General features: G+C 38.2%; 12 protein-coding genes and 2 pseudogenes. 4 read left to right on the top strand and 10 right to left on the bottom strand.

Annotated elements, in window-relative coordinates; genetic code table 11:
• Window positions 1-206, top strand: a pseudogene (locus QNJ50_RS01135) (hypothetical protein); the annotation flags it as partial.
• Window positions 207-689: 483 nt separating this feature from the next.
• Here QNJ50_RS01135 and QNJ50_RS01130 read toward each other — a convergent pair.
• The 9 genes and pseudogenes from QNJ50_RS01130 to QNJ50_RS01090 all read right to left on the bottom strand — a co-directional run.
• Window positions 690-4,052 (bottom strand): annotated as a pseudogene (locus QNJ50_RS01130) (hypothetical protein); the annotation flags it as partial.
• A gap of 2,009 nt (window positions 4,053-6,061) precedes the next feature.
• Entirely contained in the window at window positions 6,062-7,579 is a 1,518-nt protein-coding gene (locus QNJ50_RS01125) for a hypothetical protein (RefSeq protein ID WP_300631159.1), read from the bottom strand.
• Between the two features lie 421 nt (window positions 7,580-8,000).
• Window positions 8,001-8,579 (bottom strand): hypothetical protein, encoded by a 579-nt coding sequence (locus QNJ50_RS01120; RefSeq protein ID WP_366914200.1) that lies wholly within the window; start codon window positions 8,577-8,579, stop codon window positions 8,001-8,003.
• A 105-nt stretch (window positions 8,580-8,684) separates the two neighbouring features.
• Window positions 8,685-11,213: a hypothetical protein gene (locus QNJ50_RS01115; RefSeq protein ID WP_300631146.1), complete on the bottom strand. Its 2,529-nt coding sequence runs from the start codon at window positions 11,211-11,213 to the stop codon at window positions 8,685-8,687.
• Between the two features lie 603 nt (window positions 11,214-11,816).
• Window positions 11,817-12,689, bottom strand: coding sequence for a polyphosphate kinase 2 family protein (locus tag QNJ50_RS01110; protein WP_300631144.1), 873 nt, complete (start codon window positions 12,687-12,689; stop codon window positions 11,817-11,819).
• 268 nt (window positions 12,690-12,957) lie between these two features.
• A complete protein-coding gene (locus QNJ50_RS01105; RefSeq protein WP_300631142.1) occupies window positions 12,958-15,585 on the bottom strand; it encodes an ATP-binding protein in 2,628 nt (875 codons plus the stop codon).
• 1 nt (window position 15,586) lies between these two features.
• The gene (locus tag QNJ50_RS01100; protein WP_300631140.1) at window positions 15,587-16,969 is read right to left on the bottom strand and encodes a P-loop NTPase fold protein; all 1,383 of its coding nucleotides are present in this window, start codon (window positions 16,967-16,969) and stop codon (window positions 15,587-15,589) included.
• Window positions 16,970-17,319: 350 nt separating this feature from the next.
• Window positions 17,320-18,165, bottom strand: coding sequence for a hypothetical protein (locus QNJ50_RS01095; RefSeq protein WP_300631138.1), 846 nt, complete (start codon window positions 18,163-18,165; stop codon window positions 17,320-17,322).
• Between the two features lie 95 nt (window positions 18,166-18,260).
• A complete protein-coding gene (locus tag QNJ50_RS01090) occupies window positions 18,261-18,629 on the bottom strand; it encodes a nuclear transport factor 2 family protein (RefSeq protein ID WP_300631137.1) in 369 nt (122 codons plus the stop codon).
• Window positions 18,630-18,868: 239 nt separating this feature from the next.
• Here QNJ50_RS01090 and QNJ50_RS01085 point away from each other — a divergent pair, with 239 nt between their 5' ends.
• Window positions 18,869-19,408 (top strand): retropepsin-like aspartic protease, encoded by a 540-nt coding sequence (locus QNJ50_RS01085; RefSeq protein ID WP_300631135.1) that lies wholly within the window; start codon window positions 18,869-18,871, stop codon window positions 19,406-19,408.
• Between the two features lie 526 nt (window positions 19,409-19,934).
• The gene (trpD, locus tag QNJ50_RS01080; RefSeq protein WP_300631133.1) at window positions 19,935-20,990 is read left to right on the top strand and encodes an anthranilate phosphoribosyltransferase; all 1,056 of its coding nucleotides are present in this window, start codon (window positions 19,935-19,937) and stop codon (window positions 20,988-20,990) included.
• On the opposite strand, the gene QNJ50_RS01075 is transcribed toward trpD, so the two are convergent.
• Window positions 20,920-22,227 (bottom strand): retropepsin-like aspartic protease, encoded by a 1,308-nt coding sequence (locus QNJ50_RS01075; RefSeq protein ID WP_300631131.1) that lies wholly within the window; start codon window positions 22,225-22,227, stop codon window positions 20,920-20,922. The two genes, trpD and QNJ50_RS01075, sit on opposite strands and share 71 nt — an antisense overlap.
• 749 nt (window positions 22,228-22,976) lie before the next feature.
• On the opposite strand from QNJ50_RS01075, the gene carA reads away from it, so the two are divergent.
• Window positions 22,977-24,149, top strand: coding sequence for a glutamine-hydrolyzing carbamoyl-phosphate synthase small subunit (gene carA / locus QNJ50_RS01070; RefSeq protein ID WP_300631129.1), 1,173 nt, complete (start codon window positions 22,977-22,979; stop codon window positions 24,147-24,149).
• Window positions 24,150-24,482 lie beyond the last annotated feature (333 nt).

Here is a 24,482-nt window from a genome sequence, read left to right as displayed (position 1 = left end):
ATTGTTTATTTGTCCATGGTGCGTCTGTACATTGTTTATTTGTCCATGGTGCGTCTGTACATTGTTTATTTGTCCATGGTGCGTCTGTACATTGTTTATTTGTCCATGGTGCGTCTGTACATTGTTTATTTGTCCATGGCGCGTCTCTACATTGTTTATTTGTGCGTGTGGTGTCTCTAGATGATGGGTTTCTAGAGCAAGAGTGATGTTTGGTATTCCCAGTATTAACCAAGCAGGTATTGTTTGGAGTAAACCCTTGATGATCTGATGAGTGAACGCAAAACTATTGTTATTTTTCTCAACAGACAGTAATGTCTTAGCGGTGGGAGAAGATTTGTTATTTCTTATATATTTAATATTATTTATATTCATAAAAATTACGTTTTTATACTGTTGCATATAGAATTTTTATTTGTTTTTCATAGGCTGAGCGGGGAGATGAAAACACTTAAAATAAATGTATATTTATTGTCTTGTTTACTTATTCACCTTTTTCATCCCCTTATCAGCTTAAATTCCTCCTCAATATTAGATATAAATAATTTTGCTCACAGTTAATTACGTAGATAATGTTGATAAAATAAGTATAATGTTAATAAATAGCTTTAAAAATTGACTCCTGTCTCCTGTCTCCTGTCTCCTGTCTCCTGACTCCTGACTCCTGTCTCCTGTCTCCTGACTCCTTCTATTCATTTTCCACCAGAATCTTTCGCCTGTTTGAGTTTATTCGTTAAAGCATTTGCTGCAACTTGAGTAGTTTCTTTCTCTTTATTTTTGTCTTTACTTGCAATAGGCGTCACCTCAGATTCTTTTTGTTGTTGGGGTGTAACTTTTTGCATACCAAAACCATCGAATAATTCATTTAGTTTCATCGTGATTCCTACATAAGGACCACCAGCAGAACGAGTTCCGGAAAAGTCACGGTCATCGACGTTACCCAATGCATAACCAGCAGATAAGCGGAGATTTGGTGTAATGTAATAACCTGTTTCTAAAACGAAACCAGTTTCTGTATAGTCAGATTGACTGATAAAGCGAGCCTCTCCAACTAAATCCCAACTGTATCCCAAGCGGTAAGTTGCACGTAACTGTCCAAGGTTTGTGGTACTGCTACTAGAAAAGTCATCGGCAATATAAGATGTACTATTACGTAGGGCATATTTACCGTAAAATTCCCATTGCCAATTTGGCGCGTAAATACCTTCTAAAGCAAAGGTGTGGTCTTCTGAACCACTTCCACTTCCAGAAAGGATTGTTTCGGGTACTATAGCTGGATTTTTACGATATTCGTAACGGAATAAAGCGTTGAATTTGTCGTCTTTGGGGTTGCGGTATGCTAAACCAACTTTCAGATTTGCGGTATCTCCCAATCCTTGTAATTTTTGGTTGCTAGAACCTGCTTGGTGATAACGTACTAAACCGGTTAATTCTGGAGTAATTTTACCCGTTGCATTAGCAGAAATTACGGTGTTAGAACCACTTGATGAGGTACGATGTTCAAAACGGGCGTTGGCTTTGAAGTTAGGATTATCAGTATAATCTATTCCTACGCTATAGGTATCGCCGGATGCAAAGCCCAATGCTGCAGCACTTTGACCTACTGCAAAAGGTTGAGCAAATTGTCTACCGCTACCATTGTTACCAAAGAAGTTACCGAACACATGTTCATAACCCAAACTTAAACGCAAACCAGGGCTGATAGTCCAACCTTGTTTTAAACCAAGAGCACCTTGGGCTGTAAGTTCATTAGTACCATTTAAAATTGAGAAACGTCCGGTAAGGGTGGTATCTTCACCAAGTTTATGTTCACCGTTGACGTTCAAGCTGGTAATAGAATTACCTTTAAACTGACCGCTAGTATAGAACTGCTGAGTTAAACTTAGGTTCACACCGGGCATTGCTTCCCAATTCAATCCTAAAACAGTACGGTCGGGAAAAACAGAATCACTTTCCTTGGATAGAGTTAATTCATTTTGGGCGACAAAAGTAAGTTTTTTGGCGATGGGAACTTGCAGACGAGAACGGAGTTGGTCGGAACTACTAGTTAAATTGTCGGGGGAAAGTCGGTCTGTGCGTTCGCGATGTAACCAGTCCACGTTAAGATTTGCTTTACCGATACGTTGCTGAACCCCTGCAGAAATTGTGGTCAGGGAATTATCAACCTTGTTCCCCGGAGTTGTGGTTTGTGTGGGTGAGAGTAATTCTTCTAAGGTATCTAAAGGTTGGGGTGCAACTCCAACATTTTCTTCGCGATCGTATTGCACTCGCACACTAGTTGACTTGGTGACCCTACCGTTAACAGCAGCACCATATCGAGTTTGACCGGGAACAAAACTGATAGTTGCATTATTAGCAAAACCCGTATCAGCAGTTCGATAATAAGCCCGTCCTTGGACACCTTTAGCGATTTCGGTTTGAGCTTCAGCACGGAATGCATTACCGCTAACGGTTCCCATAACATCAGAATCATTTTTGGAGCGAGCGTATTCTGCAATTATTTTGGTTTTGTCACCCAAAGAAAACATTGCATCCAGACCATATAATTCAAAGTCGCGGGTTCCTTGGTTTTCTTTGATATAACTTGTTGCGAACCAACTTTCCTTTCCAGGCTTATGGGAAAAGTTATACTGTAAGCGACCACCGTAAATATCACTGTCCGAACCTTCACTTTCGTTTTGGTAAGTAACAATAATCCGTCGGACTAAGACTTCGCCATTCTCACCAACATCTGTGCGGAAAACTGGCTCCCGGAATAGTACGGTACCGCGATCATAATCGATTTCATAGTCGGGACCACGATTAAGTTGTTGGCGTTTGAGTACTGTTCCAGGACGGTTAAGTTCTTCTAGTTCTAGGAAAATATTTTCACTACCGGGTACAACCAAACGCTTGGAAAGGAAGTAATAACCGCTAGTACCATCGGGAGCAATAGTATCCCGTTGAAAACCTTGGACATTATTTCCGTAGAAAGCTGTAACTTGCAAATCTCCTAGGTTATAATTACCCTTAAAGCCATGTAACTGACGGGTAACAGCCGTAAATTGTTGGGATTGACGAGCAAACTCTTGGGTATTGTAGTCACCCCACATGAAATAGTCAGGATCGGCTCCAAGGACGCGGGGTGATCGCTCTAATCGGAGATATAAACTATCGGTAGAAGGGGTGGTTGCATTAACACTAGAACTATCTCCGTATACAGGATAATTTTGTTCGCTGGATTGGTAAGTTCCAAATAAGCGATTCTCGCAGTTACAATCTTCATTAAGACTGCGTTGGGTATCTAAAGCTCCAGTAAATAACCATTCTCCGATTGCTCCCGTTGCAAAAACAGCCGAACGAAAGTCTAATTGGGTGCGATTATCTTCATCGAGTGGGAGGAAATCACGTAATTTACCGTAATAATCAGTACCTCTAGCTCCCAAGCGTAAATCAACTACACCAGTAACCAGACTAGGACGCAAAGCTGTTTCAAATTGTAGTTGGGTAAAGCCTTCTAGGTTTCCAGCAGCTTTAGCTTGAATTCGTACGGTTTTAGCTTTTAGATCGGACTTTAATTTAGCTGTAAATTGTCCCGCTTTTGCTTCTACCTGAAATCCTGGTTGGTCGGGTTTGTAGTCATTTCCGATGAATTCACCACCAGTAGATGCAATAGTTACAACTGCATCACGGTTAGAGATATTACCGTTTTCATCAAGTAGTTGACCCTTAATAGTCGCTGTAGAGCGTCCATCAGCAGGAATACGCGATTCTACAGTATCTAGTTTCAATCGTTCTGCTGCACCTCTTACATCTACTTTAGTAATTACAGGAGGTTCGCTCGAACCAATAACTTGAACGGAGATAATATTCTCACCTTCTTGGAGAGAAACACCATACCAGGTCTGGGTGACTATTTTATTCGCAACATCGTTTTCTGTACGTCCAATTAACCGACGATCTGATAATTTTCCATTTACCCGGACTTCTACTTCATTACCTACTGGAAACTGTACAGTAATAGTGGTAGCTCCCACATCAAGTACAGTATTGGGATTTGGAGAAAGAATTTTAACTTTTGCGTTGGTGGGTTTGACTCCTGGAAACTGGGAAATATAAGTGGGGGACTGAGGAACTACAGAGGAACCTAATAACTTAGAGTCAGAAAGAAGAAATGGAGATGGAGATTTAGGGAACGCTTGGGAAACGTTATTTGTACTTAATTGTGAATCTTGGGGTTGTGAATCTCTTAAACTAACTAAGAAATTTCCCGTATTGTCTCCCGTAGAAAATGTTTCTGAATTAGGATTTATGAAGTTAGGATTTATGACATTAGAATTTATGACATTAGGATTTGAAGTACTATTAGCAGTACCTTGGGATGAACCGAATGCAATTATGGGCGCAAATCCATAGGATGATATATCTGGTATTTTTGTATTCGAAATATCTTTTGGTTCTAAGTTTGGCGATTCTAAGGTTTGTTGTTTTAAGTTTTGTTCTTCTAAGTTTTGTAGGTCTAAACCTTCTAAAATTGTCGATGATTGATTATCTGTTAATTGATTTGGAATAACGGCTGCAATTTTTGTAGTTTCTTCCTTCGTTACTGGTTTAGAAGTAGATGAAACTGGAGTTGATTTTTTATCTGTTGTTGGTGATTTATCTGTTGTTAGTTTATCTACTGGTAAACTATCCCAAATTTTGGGTAGTTGATTTTCAAGGGTAGTTGTTTGGGGTTGAACTGCTACTAGGGATGATTTTTGTAAACTTGTAGTTGCTAAAGACGCGGAATTATCAATCTCTAAGCTGTCTTTATATTGTGGAATCGTATCCCAAATTTGAGTTAATTTCTTATCAGTAATACCAGTTGATGGTTGAGTCGCAATTAAAAATGATTTTTCCGAACTTACACTTGTAATATCTTTATTAGTTGTGTTCTTGTCTAGTACTAATTTTTTTGAATCATTTTCTAACGAAGCAGAATTTTTAGTTTCTGGATTTTCGGTTTGCGGTAAAGTATCCCAAATTTTAGATAATTCCTCATCACTGACAGCATTCCATGGTTTTGTAGCAATTAAAAATGATTTTTTCGAGTTTGAAGTTGAATTTGAATTCGAGTTTGAATTTATATTTGAATTTATATTTGAATTTGTATCTGTATTTTTATTCGAGATATCCAGAACGTTTGATTTTTTCTCCTTTACATTCCGGTCCGTTTTATCTTTATGGATTACTGATTTTTTCGAATTATCATCCAGAGATACAGACCCCAAAGATGCAGACTCTAGAGATACAGAATTTTTAATTTCTAAATTGTCATCAGGTTGTGGAATGGTATCCCAAATCTGAGATAATTGCTCATCAGTGATAGCATTTGATGACTTAGTCGCGATTAAAAATGATTTTTCTGAGCTTGTACTCGAAATATTCCGTTCATCTGTATTCTTATCCGTTCCTAAATCTTTTTCATCAGGCTGTGGTATTGTATCCCAAATTTGAGATAACTCCTCATTACTAATACCGGGTGATGGTCGTCGAGCTACAACTAAATATGATTTTTCTAAACTTGTACTAGAAACATTTCTATCTGTTGTATTCTTGTCGGTTGCTAGCTCTAATTCTTTTGACTCATTTCCTAGAGAAGCAAAATTCTTAGTCTCTACATTTTTATCAGATTGTGGTATTGTATCCCAAATTTGAGATAATTCCTCATCACTAATACCAGCTAATGGTGTTGCGGTTTTTCTGTGTAACTTTCTGGTACTTAAAGGTTTGACTTGAGAAGCAATAACCTTATCCGTTGCTTGCTGACGTTGCTCAAATAATTTTTGTAAACTGCGAGGTAACTTGCTATTACCCGTACTTTGAGTTAATTGTCCTCTTGCAATAACTTGACGCTTTGAGTTTGTAAGTAATTTATTTTTTAATTTCTCAATCTTAGTTGCTTTTGAAGCAGAAGGATAGAGGTAGTCTTGTTGATGGGAAACTGTTTCGGCGATCGCTGGATATACAACCAAGCTAAAAGCACCGATAATAAACCCCATTAATTTAAGGTAAAAAATGCCTATGTAACTCAGTTTTTGCTTCATTTCTTATCCTCCTCCCCAAAAGCTGGGGTAACTGCAAAGTTCATCCTCGCCATACCACTAGGTTCTAAATTGATGAGACGAGACTGACTATTGCGCTCTTTAAACTTGAGATTTGGTGCTAAGGTGTAACCGGGTAAACTGCTCAGATCTAAAACACCTGTGTGTTTCCCAGGTAATACATTTGCCACAGAATATAAACCGTTAGCGTCAGTAGTTATACGGTTACCATTTTCTAAGTAAATTACCGCATTGGGAACTCCTGGTTCGCCTTTTTGTTGCTCGCCATCAAAGTTTTTATCTACGAATACACGACCGATAATAGTGCCACAATCGGAAGTAATACCCGGTCTAACCCTCAACAAATGAGTTGCGGGTCCATCTTTTACTTCAAAATCGTTATCAGTTCTTTGGGCGTTAACAATTGCCGAGTTGCGACCCGAGCCCCTAACAGCATCAGGAGAAAGTTGCGCCCCATAAGCAATATTTAATACTTGATTGGGTGGAATCACAGCATCAGTTCTGAATGTTATTACTGAACCATTTCTTTCCGAAGTTATATTTACCGCTTGACCCTCAATTTCTCCTCTCACAGATTTGGGTAAAAATTTGAATCCTCGGGGGAAAGTATCGGTGACAACCACATTATCCAAGCCAGAATCACCTTGATTCCTTAAAGAAAGTCGATAAATTGCTGCATCTCCAGGTTCTGCAGTTGCGCGATCGCTACTTTTAATAATCTGTATTTGTTCGGCTTCACACATACCTAAGTCAAACTGAAACGCTAATAAATCCAGTCCGATTGTTTCTGCGTTCGGTACAAATACAACTTCATCGGAAACTTGTACTCCACCCGAAGTACTAATTGGCTGACCATCTAAAGAAGTAGCTATATAGCGGACAACATTATCTTGAATTGCACCAGTACTTGCTTCAATTTCCAACCTGATTCGACGTTGGGTGTAAATGGAATCTGCTGGAGGATTAACTACTAAAATATAAGTTCTACCTGGATCGGTTTGACCTCTATTTGGGTCGAATAAAAAGTTATAAAAACCTTCGTCTGCATTAGTGAGAGGAAATGGGTTAACATTTTGTTCGTTTGGTTCTAAACCTCTAGAAACACTATTTCCGGGAATATCAGGTAATTCTGTTGGAGTCAGAGTAATTAGTTGTCCTAATTCTGTTCCAGTAGGATCGTTGGGGTCGGGTTCGTACAAAGCAACAGAAAAACCAGTATAATCGGGTAAAAGATTGCCACCACAACCTAAAATCTGTCCAAGAGGATCGACTAAACCTTGAGAAGTAAGGCTTAACTGACTGGTAGTTCCTTCAAAGATTTGACCAGTTGAGGAATCTGTATATTTATAAGTTGCTTGATTACTGATTGGTACGGTTGTAGATGTATTATTAACTTGGGCAAATGCAGAGATAGATGGTTGAAAAATATTAGCGGCAATCAATATAGATGCTATATGCTTAAAGGGAATTTTAAAGTTAAAAATACCAGATTTCATCTGGCGTCGTTTTTCTTTACGGCGCACTTATTTTTTCTCCTATAAATTATCTGGCGTGAAGGGTATAATATTTAGATAGAATCAAGTTATATTACAATACGGTTCAGATAAGCCTAAATTTCTTTTGTAGAGACGCGACATGTCGCGTCTCTACAGTGTTATTTTTTTAAAAAAAGTCTTAACTGAACTGTATTGAGTTATATTAAGGAATTAGCTACTGGGAATTGGCAAGCGGGGATTCGGAAACAGGGAATAATAATTGATATAGGTTGTATTGGAAAAATATGGGTTTAGAAGGAACTTTTGCTGGAGTTCTAATATTTCTTTTTGTCTGAGAGGTTTTTATCTGAGAGACATTACGATATCTGAGAGACGTTGCAATGCAACGTCTCTACATGGTTATGTTTCTCTAGTATTTCAGTTACTTCACTGTCACCTGTACGCTACCTTCTACTGAGGATTTTGCTGCAACTGATTCACCAAAGTTCCAGCGAGCGTGAGTGTAAGCTTCAGCAGGTGCGGGACGAGTTTCCACTTCGCCATTTTCTAGCTTGACTTTTACTGTGGGATTTTCAACAAAGGTTTTACCACCATCAATACTGTAAGTTATTTTTGCACCTTTGTTTTGTCCTACAGTTGCAGATTTAATTACGTACTTCATTCCCGAGGGAATTGGTTGATTGATAGCCAGATTTTTTACTGCTTTATCGCCATTATTTCCAGCATTAACCTTATAACGTAGTACGTCTCCTGGTTGTACTTTTGCTTGACCTTCTAAAGCTTTCCAAGAAATCTCTTGCTTACCATCTTCTGTTGTTTTAATTACTTTCTTTTCAACTTGCAAATTCAGTTGTACTTTTCCTTTTTCAATGGAATTTTGCGCTATCGCACTTCCACCACTGAATAAATTTGCAACAACTGGAATTTGACTGCTAAAGGAAATACTTGCAATTAAAGCTAAAGCACCTAAACCTGCAATTGAACCATGTTTGATTTTCACGACCGATAACCTCTTTAAATGAACTGAGTTTAAGTAAAATTACTAAGAGTGATGTTACTCAGAGATGTTGGATGGTAACCAACACCCCTAAAGTTGAAGACTTATCTAGTTAACCTTACGTTGGAAGGTAAAGTTTTCTGACTGACCTGGTAAGATAATTCCTGTGACTTCATCTACGTACTTGGTGACGTCAGTATCAACAGTTGTACCGGTTTGATCCTGTGCAGTTGTTGTCGATGGATTACCACTATAGAATAAGATATTTGCATTACCAGAATCTTGAGCACTACCAACAATGTTACTGGTATCGATTATGTTATCGCCATCATTATCAAGCGCCCAGTTGTTACCGCCAGTGGTACCATCCTCTTCAATTACCACTTTGTCAGCATTTAAAGTAATGTTACCAGTACCAGCTTCAGGGTCAGAAATATTGTTGTAGGTAATTCGATATTCAATGATGTTACCTGAAGAAGGTTGCTTCGGATCGGTACTGAATTGGTCTTGACCAGCTAATGGTGGGTTTCCATCTCCTTGTAATACTCTCGACTCTTTGAGGAGTCTTAAGAAGCCAGTATATACCCGATCTATAGTGCGATTATTTGTCTCTGTTCCTTGGAAACCAGGGGTTGCATCATCAACAAAAGCGGTGATGGGAACAGGGAAACCACCAATAGTACCAGAATTTGGATCTGCAGGGTCATTTAAATCAGTAGATAAAGGTGTATTGGCTGGTAAGTTGACTTCTACACCGTAGTTGACATCACCACCTGATGGAACAGCAGAAACAGTAATGAAGTCGGTGGGGTTATCAAATTGAGTTCCATCCCAAGTATAAGTCCTGGACTGATCTTGGTAACTCACAGTTACCGTAGTACCAGCAGGTAAGTCTGCAGGGTTGTCAGGTGGGGTGGGGATAAGTGAAATGTCCGCAGGAGCATTACCACCGTTTTGAATGGTGTTAGTGAAAGGTACGGCTGCTGGATCGATAGTATTACCTTGGTCGGGTACAGTATTAGGTGGTACTAAGGAAGATTTATTAGTGAAGTCGTCATTGTTATCTGTAGGACCAACCGCATCTGGAGAACCTTCAGGACCATTCAATAGTGCGGTTGCACTGGGGTCGATCACAAACTGGTTAAGTTCACCACCTTCACTACCTGTAGCACTGTTGTTATTACCGGTGTCAATTCCTGTATTGGTTGCATCAGCAGGATCATCGATGAAACCATCATCCACAACAGTGTCAGGTAATGTATCAGGGATACCATCAGCATCAGTATCTGTTCCTGTTAGCGGCGTACCATCATCATTAAAGTTACTGGGATTTTGGTCACCCGATTCATCAAATACTGGTGCACCTTGAGTTGCAGGGTCACCATCGTTATCGGGAGTACTACCAAATAACTGAGCGATGTTATTGACAGTTAATGGTGCAGATGCGCCTGGCTCAACCTCAAGTATAATTTGGAAACCTGTAACAGTTTGACCGGGGTTTACAGAGGTGACGATAGCAGGATTATTAACAAAACCAATACGGGTTACAGTTGTTAGGTCAGCGGGTGCGGTTGTCTCCCAGTTAGCTGCATTAGCATCTGTTGTTACATTACTTGTGGTGTAAACTACTTGCCAACCAGGAGGTGCAGCAGGAACACTTGCTAAATCTGTACCAGCTGGAATTGCATCAGAAACTAAAATACGGGATTCAGTTACACCATCGAGGGTGATATTTCTACCAACCAATGGTGCAGGGGTAATTCCATTGTTGGTGGGGTCATTCTGTTCAACTTCCAAGCTGAGATCGTAGGTTAAAGTATCGTCGGTAATGTCGGTTAGGGTTCCATTATTACTGTAGTCACTTCGCTCTTTGAGAACCTTTGCTAATGCATAGGTCTTCAAGGATGCATCGACTGTAACTTGTTGAGTGGCGCTAGCTTCACGAACACCGTTTACAGGTGCACCGGCAACTTCATCGGTAGCACCATCGGGGTTATCTACGGTGTAAACGTCACCACCATCTGGACTTCTTAGTTGGTTTTGGTCATCACCAGGAGTATCACCCAACTTAACAGTGATTATGTCGTTTGCTTGAGCGCCAGCTGCTACCGTAACAGGAACGCGAACTTGTACTGTCCCGTTAACCGGAATATCAGGTACTGTGGCTTCAGTAGCAGTGATTTCTGTCCAAGTCGTACCACCATCAGTACTGTATTCTAAATTCCCAGAAACAGTTGCTGGACCTGTTGTACTTGCTAGGTTAGGAATTCTGAATTGTGTGGGGTCATTACCAACGTTAGTAACGGTGTAGTTAAAGTAAACAGTATCGCCAGCGTCTGCAGCACTATCCCCATCAACGTCATTCTGTAGCGTAGTACCAGCAGCTGTAACGGTGATACCTGCAACTTCAGCAACGGTTACAACAACTGTGTTAGATGTGGTATTGATTGTTGTCCCTGGATTGTTGGGGTCTTCATAAGTTGCAGTTGCGGTGTTACTAATCGACGTACCAGCACTTGTACCTTCAGATAAAACTGGAGCAACAAATTGAAAGATACCGTTAACTACTAGTGTCGCTGCGATCAAGGAACGATAGATCTTAGCTTTTTTGTTGACAAAATTCTTTTTTTGTGACATGTTCGGTAGTAAATAGCAATTTATGACTTTTTCAACTGCGTGTAAAAACGCAGCTTTTTTTTGCGAGAGTTTTTGCAAAACTATTATTTTTGTAAAATTAAAGCCTTTAGCTTTGCATAAACGCACATACTAAAAAAGCATAGTGTCGTTATATTTTATAATTATTTCCTGAGGTCAATGTAAATAATGTCACACAAACTCTAGTGTGCATAATCAACTTAGCTTCTGAATTCAGGTCTAACATCAGTGCAAACGACTAAAAGCAACTTTGCACAAACATAATATTCTTGTGAGAATGTAATCTAAATAGGGCATGAGAAAATATTAAATGAAAGATTATCAGAGCAATGAAAGATTATCAGAGCAATGAGAAAATTCTGAGAATGAAATCATCGCTGTGGCTTAACAAAAACTATGTCCTTGTGGACTACTTTGTTATTTTCACAGCTCCGATAATTACCTCTTCCTAATTCAGTAGTAAATTCAGGAATAAATGTGATTTATTTAGCAATATTCAGTATATTCCCGTACTGATAAATAATAACTGATAGCTGATAAATTTAGCTCGTAAGAGCGTGGCGTTAGCCATAAACTGAAAACTGTTTACTCTTCTCTTTCGAGCATTTCTTTTGCTTCTAAAAGATGTTGTTTTTTTTCTTCTGTAACACTAGGATATTTTAAATTTAGTTTTTCTAATTTTGTGCAAATAATATCAGCCACAGTAAGCCGAGTAAACCATTTACGATCTGCAGGAATTATATACCAGGGAGCCCAAGGAGTACTGGTGTGGTTAAAAACTTCTTCATAAGCGTGCATGTATTTATCCCAAAATTTCCGCTCCCGTACATCACTTCTAGAAAACTTCCAGTTTTTTTCTGGTGTATCTATTCGTTTTAAAAAGCGTTTTTTCTGTTCTTCTTTTGATAAATTTAGAAAAAATTTGAGGACAATAATTCCATTATTTACCAGATATTTTTCAAAATTATTAATTTCCTCAAACCGAGAAAGCCAAATCTTATCTCCGTCTGGAAATTCCGTCAGTTGTTGCTTATAGAGTACTTCTGGGTGAACCCGGACTATTAATACTTCTTCATAATAGGAACGGTTAAAAATGCCGATTCTACCGCGTTCGGGTAATGCTTTATAACTTCGCCAAAGATAATCATGATCTAGTTCTTCTTCCGAAGGAGCTTTAAAGCTAAACACTTGACAACCTTGGGGATTAACACCAGACATCACATGTTTAATGGTACTGTCTTTTCCCGCAGCATCCATTGCTTGAAAAACTAATAATAAAGCATAGGTATTTTGGGCATAGAGAATATCTTGATAAATAGCTAGTTGTTTGATACCTGCGCTTAATTTATTTTGAGCATCTTTTTTCTTGCTATAGTCATCTATGTAAGCCGGGTCGTAATCTTTATCCAGGGAAATTTGCTTCCCAGGTGGAACAATAAAATGTTTGTGTTTCTTCATGTTTTTGTTAGCCAGGTTTCCCCAATCCGCTTCTAAACTCCCTAAATGCTCTTAACCTGAGAGGATATTTTAAAAACAAAGCTTATTACCAAGTTTCACTATTGAGATCCCCCAACCCCCTAAAAAAGGGGGCAAAAGTCCCCCAATACAGCGGGGGATTTAGGGGGAGCCAAGATATATGAGGTAAATAATATGACTTGTGAAACATCCTCTAAGGTGTTGGATTTTTGGGTTTTTTAGAAATGAAAAATCATAATATGTGACAATTTTATGACGATAATAAGGAGACTACACCTGACTCAATAAAAATTTGTAATACTAAATTGAGTTGACTTTTCTGGATATTTCTTTTTTTGACTTTTAGATTGACAGCTAATAAAGATAGTTTTTCTGCTAATTCTGTGTTGGTTTGGATAGTGAATTTACTAATATTATTTGTCAGTAACTCAATTACTAATTCGGCAGCTTGTTTATTCTCATCACCGCAATCGGTAATTACTTCTTGAATATAACGTTGGATAAACCTTGACTTTGGTCCCCAAGTAAAATATTGCTCCAATGTGGTAATATTTTCTGTTTGTAATTGTGTTCCCAAAACTTGTAACTCTAAAGGACTAACTTCTGCTGTTCCTGTTGCTAATTCTTCTACTAAATGTTCTATTAAAGCTTCTTCTAAATGAAAGTTAGATAATTTAGTTAGATCCTCAATTAATGGCTTGACTTCATTAATAGAAATATTCCCAACTTGATAAAGAACATCACTATGGTAGATGTCATTAATAATACTGGGAGTGTAATGTGAATTGATATCAGATAAAATATATAAATATTCTTGTCTTAGGAGAATAATTATTTTAACAGTAAGGATATTTAAACATTTAGAGATAAATCGAAAAAAAAGTTTTCTTTTAATTGGTAAATTTTCAATTGATAAAAGTTCTTCTAAATGGTCAAAAATCAATAATATACGGATATTTTTTTCTTCGCACTTCTTGAGTAATCTAAGAATATTATCAAATGAGTGGTCTTGATTCTCAACAATTATATTTTTCTGTTTAAGAGTATTTAATAAGAGTTCTACTAACTGTTTCGTCCAGTAATGATAATCAGTTATTTGTATGGGAATTATATCTTGAGTCCCAAGGTATCTTTGTCTGACTGCAGGTAAAAGTCCGGCTTGTACTAAAGAGCTTTTACCGACACCGGGATATCCATGAATTACTATGAGTTTATAGTCAGGACGGGCTATTCTTTCTAGTAAATGTTCGATATCACGCTTTCTACCGGACGCGAAAATTTCCGGTGCAACCCCATGTAGAGACGCGTTAGCAAAGCGTTCCCGCAGGGAAACATATGGCGTCTCTACAAAATTCTTTAACTTTGATTGTTGTACAGATTGTAATATTCCTGGACCAACGAATGCTCGCCAACCATATTGTTGTTCGACGAAACGCTCTTGAAGTTTAGTGCGAAAAGCTTGGAGATATTGCTTTTGCTCCCGGTATAAAGAACGCAGCGATCGCAAAATCCGTATATATTGATGTGGATTGCTTTGGATACCAATATCTGCAGCCATTTGCAGATGCTTTAAGGCTCTGGGTACTTGTCCAAGCTTATTTTCAGCTTGAGCTAATAACATCAGATATAAGCTACGGTGCGATTGGGGTGGTGATTTAACTTTACTAAGGTTATGTAGTGCTTTATATATGTAATGTTTTGTATCCAGCCAACGTTTTTGGTGATATGCAACTTCTGCAAAAAAACTGTAGGTTTGAGCTACTTGTATGGTGTTTCCATATAATTGTTGCAATCCCAAAGAATTTTCTGCAAGGGAAAGTAACTCACGCCAAACTTTTAACTGTCGCAAGACCTCACCTAGGGAGTTGATAAATTTAGCTACTAGATGAGGACGGTCAGTTTCTGTAAAGGTATTAATACTTTGCTGAAAGTAACTTTTGGCTTGCTCCAAATCATTCTGGGATTGGACTCGATGGGTTTGTGCTCGTTCCCAATAACACAACCCGATATTAAACATAATCAAACCTATCTTCAATTTAGCAATGAATTTTTTTCTTTTAATTGTAGAGACATAGCATGCTAGGTCTCCAGAGTAAATAATGTCTCTAGGACAAGCTACATATCTAGACCAAAAATCCAGGCTTTGGTGATAATGTTTCAAAGCTATAGTAATTTGATTCTTGAGATAGGCGTTCTGTCCCTGCACAAATTCCACATTTGCTTTGAGGACTGGTTCGAGCTTTTGTTTCCGTCGTTCTAAATCTTTTAAAGCACTAGTAATTTCTCGACGTCGTAAATAACCCATTTCCCAGCCAATATCATACATATCTGCAGCCATCGCGCTGGTAAATAATGCATCACTATCTTTTTGCAAAGATCTAATTAACTCTGGTGTGGAAAAAGAAAATTCAATGCTTGTAGCCCAACTTTCAAAATCACTGGCTGAATGCAAAAATTGATGTAGAACTTCGTCTGTTACCCATAAAACAACGGGAAAGTGAAAATGTTTGCGGAATTCCTCCCTTACTTGGTTGGTGGTACTAAACATTTGGGTAATGTCAGAAACCGACTCTAAATTAAAAACCATTAAAGCTTCCGGTTGTTTGCAACCAAGCTGATTTTTGAGTCGAGCTTGCAGTTGAGCATGAATTGTGGTGTAAAGTGTTTTATCGCTTCGTTGGAGTTGGAGAACTTGGATATCAATATCTGTGAGAACTTGCAAGCGTTTTACCAATTGCGATCGCAACCGCAAATAGTTGCAACGCGCCAAAATTAGTTTAAATTCACCTCTGGAACTTTCTAAAGTCCAAACAAGTTCTTCTAATACTTCTTCATTAGATGGAGTTGTTTCCCAATTTTCTGATTTTTCGGTTCCCATTTTACTTACTCTTTAACTCAGTTGCTTGGGCAATAATTGGGTTAATATCAAACCAAGACTCACCATGGCGATCGCGATATTCAAATACCAGTCGAGAGTGAATTAACTTTTGATATTCTCGATCACCTCCGACTTTTTTCCGTTCCTTTACCTGACGGAGTAATTCCCATTCATCATCGGAAATCTGCATTGTCATTTCATTGCAACGAGAACGAATTAATGTTTCTAAAGTTTGACGACTTAAGGGTAAATCTCTTTGTTTTTGAATCCAGTTATTCAATAACCTTAGTAGGTCTCGCACATGACCACCACTGATGCGACATAAGCGATATAAACTTGCTGGTTCATCAAATATTTCTGTTATTTTATTGAGACGCTCTTGGGGTTTAACTTCAGGAAAAGCTCTTGCTAAAACCATTTGCTGCAATAACATCATTCCAGTTGTATCATCACTACCATCCTTTAATTGCACTGGTACCATTGGTAAAACTTTTGGATCCTCAGGAAAACGCTGAGTTAGATTTCCATAACCATCGGAAAACATTAAGGCTAAAGGCATGGTATAAACTAGATGACAATCAAGTTTAGTTAGATATTCACTTTGATCGATAAATAAATATTCTTGTTGAGGACGTCCCCAAGCTTTAGCTCGACTGTCAACCCGGTCGAGGTTATCTACAACTACTACTAAGCCTTTTTTCCCTATTGTCTTTAAAGCTGCGATCGCGGGTTGGAGTAATTCTTGATTAATTGCTTCAACGAGTTGATTTTTTTGTGGTCCCAAATACTGATTAAGTTTATGTCGCAGTTTAACATCACTTTTAATCCTGGTGGTGATTTCTCCAATCCCAAAAGCGAGAGACAATTGTTCTTCATGGTTTTCATCCTGGGAAGATATACCAACATCTCCTAATCCTGGAATCTTAAATTTTACAGACTGCAAATCACTATTTAAAATATCTACAGCACCTTGTAGTAATTGCTTAAGTTTACTGACTCGATTGGGATTAATATTGATGTCGATAAGATTTAAACTTTGACTGACACGACGAGCGATCGCCAATAACACATCAGCAGTATCAACATCAGCCATTTCTAGGTCTTCACTAGATTCAAAATAGACTACATGAAAACCCTCTTTTTCCAGTTCAACCTTTAATCTTAACAATTCTGTAGATTTACCACAGCCTATATGTCCGGTGAATAACATACATGTGGGTTCATCTGGGGAAAAGAATGTAATTTTATCCTTTAATTCTGCAATGATTTTACCACCGCGCACAGAGGAAAAATCGATGTAATACTTTTGGTCTTCTAAATTTTCAATTGCTAAAGTTTTACTGGGGTTTGTAACTTGGAAAAAACGACGTAAATCTATTGTCATAATCTTTGTCTATTAATTTTTTGATGTAATGCGACACCTATTCAAATAAAATCCCGATTTAAACAGCAATAAAGACTTCAATACATACCATGTTATAGATTGTAAACATAAGCAATGTAAGTAAAATTTAATACCTTTGATAGATAATTATTGAAGAGTTAAGATTAAGTAAAAATAATATTGTAGAGACGCGATATGTTTCCCTGCGGAAATGCAAAGAAGAACGCGTCTCTACCATCAAATTCAGAGTTATCTGTTAGCAAGCACCTACGGTTAACACGTACTATGGATAAATTTTATGTGTTATTTTTACATTATTAACACAACTTGTTTTTGTTTAATCTTACTCATTACTCATTACTCAAAAAATGCTGATACCAAGTTCCATGAAGTTTACAGAGTTCTTTGGTATTCAGGTTCTTAACAAAATAAGGAGAAAATTTTTCTTCTTGTTTTCCAACTTCAAAATCATTGATGTATCGCTCAATGCTTGAATTCGGACTACCTGTATTTTGTTTTATATCTTCTGGACTTAGTCCTTGAAGATACATAGAAAGTACAATGTAGGGCTTACCTTTACTAACTTTTCTCGGTTCAACAAAGTAGCGATAGGGTTTAAGAATATATTCCGTCAAACTGGGAAACGACTTAGCTTTTCTTAGGGTCAAACCTACTCTTCCCGAACGAAAAATCTGATTGTCCTCTTGCATATCCTTTCTTCTGAGGAAAACTGGGTTTTGAGAATCCCAAGCTTTTTTCCCAGACATTGCTTCATCTAAAGATTTCACATCATCGTGATCGCTTGATGCAAGTAAATAATCTACACATAGAGAAGGTCCACATATTAACTTTCCTGTTGATGACTCAATAGTACGAAATAATACTCCGCAGAACATTTCGCCATCTCCAAAAGTTAAATCTAGTCCTTTGAAGCTGCCATTTTTATACTTTCCACCACTGCGATGAAAATACCAACTTCCGCATTCTTTCTGTAATGGATCTCTGTGAGCAAAGTAGTCGGGATGTTCGGGTGCAAAACAGTAAAATTCAATCTCAATAATTCGGTGCGTTTGATTTCCAACAATTAAATCGGAACCATTAAGCAGATTGTTCGCAATTTCTGTAAACCAATCTTGTGCTATACCTTTATCTCGAAGATTTTTGGGTTTTTGTAACAGGGAGAGCCAGGGAGACATTTTAATTTTCTTTAAACAAGAGATATTACTAGTCTCAAATAATAACCCAATTTTATATTTCCAAATTTCAGATGTTCTTTGCACCCTGTAGCCTGCTAATATGGGGTGCCCTGATGAAACCTTAAAATCCAACCGTGGGGCGATGGCGATCGCGTCCAAATAGAACTTCTCCGCGCCCTATTGATTACGCCTCGGTATGTAACTGCACTATTGTATGTAACTTGTGCAACATTTTCAGTAAGCAAACGTGCTTCAAAATCCGGAAGTGGAATTATTGCTTCTATTGGTTGTTCTGAGATCGATAAAGCATCACTTCTGTGATAAATACGACCGGACTTTCCAAATTCAATAAAATCTTCAGCTATAATTTCTTTCATTAACGCAATATCAAAACGCGTTTCCTCGCGCCACAAAGATTGCTCAAGGCGCTCTAATAAGTTCCGATCCTGTTGGCTAATTTCCATCGCCGCCAATTTACTACAACTCTAAAATCACAATCAAAAATAATTTATGTATTAGATCTGTAACATATGCTTTCAAGATTGTCATTAGTTATTGTTGGTAATGGATAATTGGTAATGGGTAATTGGCATAACGTAAGGACTCGATGTTAGCCATAAACTGATAACCGAAGACTTATTTTTTGAGCGATTTGGGTAACCTAAACAATAAACAGATGTAGGATAACCCAGGAGAAAAAGCTGTGAATAAGACTACCAGAGAGTGGATAAAAATCGTTGCGCTTATCCCTCTGATTTTCTCGATATCTTCAGATATAGCAAGTGCTGAAAATCAAGATGTCTGTTTTATGGTTACTTCATCTGGGAAAAGCATCAGCTTGGGAAATCTTTGCGGTGTTACCCCTGTAGATACAAGAGTTTTTAGAGTCCCAATTAAACGTCGCAGTGGCAGAACTCCTGTTATAGATGTTACTTTCAATGGCGGTCAGTCTTTTGAAATGATTGTTGATACAGGTGCAAGTAAGACTCTTATTACCCAAGGGATGGCAAACATTTTAAACCTGACTCCATCAGGGATCATAAATGCGATTATTGCTGACGGTTCTCAAATCGAATTGCAAACAGGTAAGGTTCGTTCGATTGGCGCGGGTAAAGTCGTTGTCAAAGATGTTGAAGTTGCGATCGCCCCAAAAGCAGAGATTGGACTATTAGGACATGACTTTTTTGGTAATTATGATATAAAAATTCTGCAAAATATTGTTGAGTTCCATCGCCGGGTTTAACTATTATTATTTTTGAAAAATATAATTTCAATTATTTAATTTTATGTTTTGAATTTGAAGTTTGAATTCAATAATAAATTTTGAAAAATTTACCCAACTTCCATAGGTTTCTCAGATTATGTCCTGGGAAAATTTTTTTGAATATTATTTTTTTGGATATTATTTGAATAAAATATCAAAAACGTTGTCTAATGGGAAAATACAATAAATATTTAATAATTCATAATTCATAATTCACATTAGGCGTAATTTGTAATTTATAATTTATACTTTTTGATCGGAAAGCGTAGCTAGCGTCATGCTGGTATATGCTTTCCTGAGGTAAAAGTACTTGTAATTAGTAATTACTTCTTAAGCCATATGCCGCTATGAGCGCGCTTACGCGTTAGCATTAGCGGATCCGTAAGGTAGCGCAGCTATAGCGTGACGTTAGTCAGAGGCTTTGCCGACGCCGCAGGCTCTAGCGGTGCATTAGCACAGGCTGCGGAACCCAGTGTTATCCCTAGTCCCTAATCTCCAATTACCTATGAATAACCCACCACAATCTTCTGAAGACTGGTCTCAAATATTACAACAATTGTTAGACTATCAATCTCTCGAACGCGCCCAAGCAGCAGAATTAATGCAGGGATGGTTAAATGAATCAATTCCTCCTGAGTTGTCGGGAGCTATTTTGTCTGCTTTACAATGCAAAGGTGTTTCTGCTCCTGAATTAGCAGGTATGGCGTCTGTTGTGCAAGCCCAATCTTCTCAATCAAGTACCCCTGATTCAACATATATTAACGCCATCGATACCTGCGGGACAGGAGGAGATGGAGCATCAACTTTTAATATTTCCACCGCAGTATCATTTGTCGCAGCCGCTGCTGGCTTGTCTGTCGCCAAACATGGCAATCGTTCTGCTTCTAGTCGCGTTGGTAGTGCTGATGTTTTAGAAGCTTTGGGCATCAATCTTAATGCGCCTACGGAAAAAGTCCGGGCTGCTCTGGAAGAAGTGGGAGTAACCTTTTTGTTTGCTCCTGGCTGGCATCCGGCTTTAAAATCAGTTGCTCAGTTGCGACGAACTTTGAAAATTAGGACGATATTTAATTTGATTGGACCTTTAGTTAATCCCTTGCGTCCTAGGGGACAGGTAGTTGGGGTTTCCGATCCCAAATTAGTGAAAATAATCGCTGAGTCACTTCAGTTATTGGGTACCCCAACAGCGATTGTTGTTCACGGAAGAGAAAAACTGGATGAGGCGGGTTTGGCAGATTTAACAGATGTGGCGGTGCTAGCAAAAGGTGAAGTGAAGTTAGCAAGCATCAATCCTGAAGAATTAGGTTTAAATTCTGCACCAACAACAGCATTAAGAGGAGGAGATGTCCAAGAAAATTGTGAAATTCTGAAAAACGTTTTGCAAGGTCAAGGAACACAAGCACAACAAGATGTAGTTGCATTAAATACTGCAATGGCACTACAAGTTGGTGAAGCCATACCTCTAGGTAATTATACGGAAGGGATTAAAAAAGCTAAAGAGATTCTGCAGTCTGGGGCTCCTTGGAAGAAGTTGGAACAGTTGGTTGAATTTCTGGAGAAGTAACAATTTCTGGGGAAGTAATAATTTCTGGAGAATGGATTGGAGCCTCAATTGGCGGTTCGAATTGTGAATCGAACTGCGGGCGTAATTCAACAACATCACGTTTAATTGTGAGATCGTAATTTCCAAAAAAGTCGTGCCCTAAAAGTCCTACTTCTAATTCCTTACCAGCAATTGCTACGGCTACTTGATTTACCTGAACTCCAGCAGTTTCCATGGAATCAACATAGCCAATGGAAAATTCTACGGCTTTAGCACTGGCGGTATTGGCTTGTGCTTTCCCAACAGCTTCAACTCCTAAAGATTTTGCCATATTTTGAGTTATAACTGTCCCGGATGCTCCCGTATCCACAATCATGTCAAATTGGCGCTCGCCATTAAAATTTACTTCAATTACAGGAGTTCCACCAACACGCCTTTTAATGGGAACTGTAAAAACCACTTCTTCTTGATCGCGGTCTAATTTTTGTTGATCTTTTTCTTGAGCTTGTTGTTGAGTAAATATTTTTCCTTGAGTCTCAGATTCTGAAGGTGTTGGTTGTAGAGATGCTTTTTGTGAGGGAGATGTTTGTTGGGAAGATATTGGTTGGGAAGATATTTGTTGATTAATATGGGTGGGTGATTTTATTTTTTCAGGAGATATTTTTTCTTTAAAAGAACTTTCTTCTGAAGTTGTTAATGATGGCTTTTTCTTAGTTTCAGATATGACTTGGGGAATATTGAATCCTGCTACCCCCGACATGGGTGTTGGCGATCGCGATACAACTACATCCCTGGATTGCATTAAACGAGCTTGTTTTTGAGCATATTGGATCTGCTGCTGATATTCGGCAATTTTAATTTGTGCCATAGTGTAGTTGATACTTTGCCGTCTAACTTGGTTCAACAAAGCGATCGCATCTTGGTATTGAGTAACAACCAATCGCCAATCATCCCTGGATTGTGCGGTATGACCAATATTTGAAGCATTTGCAGCTTTATCGAGCGCTTGTTCCAATAAACCGAGTTCTGTATTTCGGTCGGAAACAGAATTGCTTTTAATTTGGGACGGATGAAGTCCAGATTCAATTTGAGAGTTAATTTCAGGAGTAGATGTTTGTGTACTAGGCTGATGTTGTCCTAACTTTTGTTGATTTTGAGTTTTCAGACTTTCACTTTCTCTACTACAAGCAACAGTCAGTAGTGTTAGTGTCGCAGAAAGAAAAATTAAGCCAGAACGAGACAATAAAGACTGTAGCATAATAATTTTTTATTTTACCTGGGGATTATTCTCCAAATCTAGCTTTGCTTGATTTCAACTTGTGAGAGAAGTGAAAATCTGAAGAAAAGTATGAATTTGAAGAAAATTTGCAACCCTGAGAAAATGCGAACAAGAGATTATTAGGGGAAATAGGCGGAAAAAATTAATGTTATACAAATCTGAGCTTGAAAGTACTTCATAATTATTGGCATTTCCCCATATTCCCCATACTTCCTATACTTATTCCTAGAAGGGTTAATCCGGATTTACTTTCACTTTCCAATTGGGTAGTGGAGTTTGCCCGAACAACTTCGAGGTTGACTATCTTGAAGTTATGGGCAATCATATATCTGAATAAATTACACCAAACAAGTACAAGTAAACACGCAAGCAATCTAAAGTAAAGTTATTAGCATTATTTGTTATTCAAAATCAACTATTCACTTGTAATTTTCCGAATCTTAATCTTCTCATTTATAAATTTTTATAGTTTAGTTCTTAATTTTTGATTAATTACTTTTAAGGATCGGAAATAATAAACGGGAAACCGGAATAGAAAATATCGGTCTTATGACCTGTGGGTTGTGAGTCCCTCATTACCCAGTGATATTAAACTAATACAGTTCCAGATCTTATATAAAATTGTGCAAGTTATCAGAAACAATTAACTATGGGATAATTAGCATCGAACTGTAAATAGTTGCAGCTAATAATTGCAGCTGATGAAAGGCTTTCACACTCACTTGCTTATGCCCCTGTTTGACGCAATACCTGCTTTGCTTGTTCTCGCAGATGGGACTGCTTATCGTGGATGGTCATTTGGTTCTACGGGAACCACCATCGGAGAAGTAGTTTTCAATACTGGGATAACTGGCTATCAAGAAGTTCTCACAGATCCGAGTTACTGTGGTCAGATAGTCGTCTTCACCTATCCTGAATTAGGGAATACCGGTGTTAATTCTGACGACGAAGAATCGGAAAAACCCCAAGTCAGGGGTGCGATCGCACGTAATATTTGTCATAGACCTAGTAACTGGCGATCAACTCAATCGTTACCTGATTACTTACACAAGCATCAAATACCTGGGATATATGGGATTGACACCCGAGCTTTGACCCGTAAAATTCGCGTTCATGGAGCTATGAATGGTGGTATTTCCACGGAAATCCTCGACCCTGGAGAATTATTGCTCCGGGTGCAGGACGCTCCCAAGATGAATGGTTTAAATTTGGTCAAGGAAGTAACAACTTCCACCGTTTATGAATGGGATGAATCAACTACTCCTAGCTGGGAGTTTAATTCAGAATTACTTCAACCAAATAAAACTCAAGAAACTTTTACAGTTGTCGTTTTAGATTTTGGAATCAAACGTAATATTTTACGACGTTTAGCCAGTTATGGTTGTCGTATCATTGTCGTTCCCGCCCATACATCAGCAACAGAAATTCTCAATTACAAACCAGATGGTATTTTTCTGTCCAATGGACCCGGAGACCCCTCTGCTGTGAATGAAGGAATTGAAACAACTAAAGAACTCTTAAAAAGTCAAAAACCAATGTTTGGTATCTGTATGGGACATCAAATTATTGGTCATGCTTTGGGTGCTGAGACTTTTAAACTCAAGTTTGGTCACCGTGGCTTAAATCATCCTGCTGGTCTAAAGCAAAAAGTAGAAATCACCAGTCAGAATCACAGCTTTGCAATTGAAAAAGATTCTTTGCAAACTGCAGAAGTTGAAATTAGTCATTTGAACTTGAATGATTCGACAGTGGCGGGGATGCGTCACAAAAGTTTACCAATATTCTCCGTACAGTATCATCCCGAAGCAAGCCCCGGTCCACACGATGCTGATTACTTATTTGAAAAATTTGTTCGAGCAATGCATGCTGCTCGTCATCCAGATAAAGTTGAAATCAGTTAAAAATGAGGCATATTGGGAATTTAAGCTGGGAATTTAAGTTAGAAATTGGAACTTGTTGGAGCGCAAATGTCAGGTTGGAAGGCTCATAAGACAATAAGCTTAACGATCCTTGGTGTTCCCCATGACATTGCTCCCTAAAATGACTCCCTGAAGTTATTTGAGAAAATGATGGCAGATTATGAGTAAGTGAGATACAGCTAATAACTTATAAATTAGGTCTAAAACAGTTTCTAGTCCTAGCTTTTGTCTCTTGTTAGTAAAGTGGTGCGTTCGCAAAGTGGTGCCAAGAAAGCGCACAACTCTGCTATAAGATAAAAATGCCTCGTCATTCCA

Origin of the sequence: Mastigocoleus sp. MO_188.B34 (assembly GCF_030065675.1) — a bacterium.
Taxonomy (GTDB): Bacteria; Cyanobacteriota; Cyanobacteriia; order Cyanobacteriales; family Nostocaceae; genus Mastigocoleus.
This window is presented reverse-complemented; position numbering and strand designations above follow the sequence as displayed.

Excerpts from the sequence above, each read along its gene's own strand:
- carA (WP_300631129.1), top strand. The coding sequence starts at position 22,977 with ATGCCCCTGTTTGACGCAATACCTGCTTTGCTTGTTCTCGCAGATGGG.
- QNJ50_RS01115 (WP_300631146.1), bottom strand. The coding sequence starts at position 11,213 with ATGTCACAAAAAAAGAATTTTGTCAACAAAAAAGCTAAGATCTATCGT.
- QNJ50_RS01095 (WP_300631138.1), bottom strand. The coding sequence starts at position 18,165 with ATGTCTCCCTGGCTCTCCCTGTTACAAAAACCCAAAAATCTTCGAGAT.
- trpD (WP_300631133.1), top strand. The coding sequence starts at position 19,935 with ATGAATAACCCACCACAATCTTCTGAAGACTGGTCTCAAATATTACAA.
- QNJ50_RS01075 (WP_300631131.1), bottom strand. The coding sequence starts at position 22,227 with ATGCTACAGTCTTTATTGTCTCGTTCTGGCTTAATTTTTCTTTCTGCG.
- QNJ50_RS01105 (WP_300631142.1), bottom strand. The coding sequence starts at position 15,585 with ATGGGAACCGAAAAATCAGAAAATTGGGAAACAACTCCATCTAATGAA.
- QNJ50_RS01090 (WP_300631137.1), bottom strand. The coding sequence starts at position 18,629 with ATGGAAATTAGCCAACAGGATCGGAACTTATTAGAGCGCCTTGAGCAA.
- QNJ50_RS01110 (WP_300631144.1), bottom strand. The coding sequence starts at position 12,689 with ATGAAGAAACACAAACATTTTATTGTTCCACCTGGGAAGCAAATTTCC.
- QNJ50_RS01100 (WP_300631140.1), bottom strand. The coding sequence starts at position 16,969 with ATGACAATAGATTTACGTCGTTTTTTCCAAGTTACAAACCCCAGTAAA.
- QNJ50_RS01125 (WP_300631159.1), bottom strand. The coding sequence starts at position 7,579 with ATGAAATCTGGTATTTTTAACTTTAAAATTCCCTTTAAGCATATAGCA.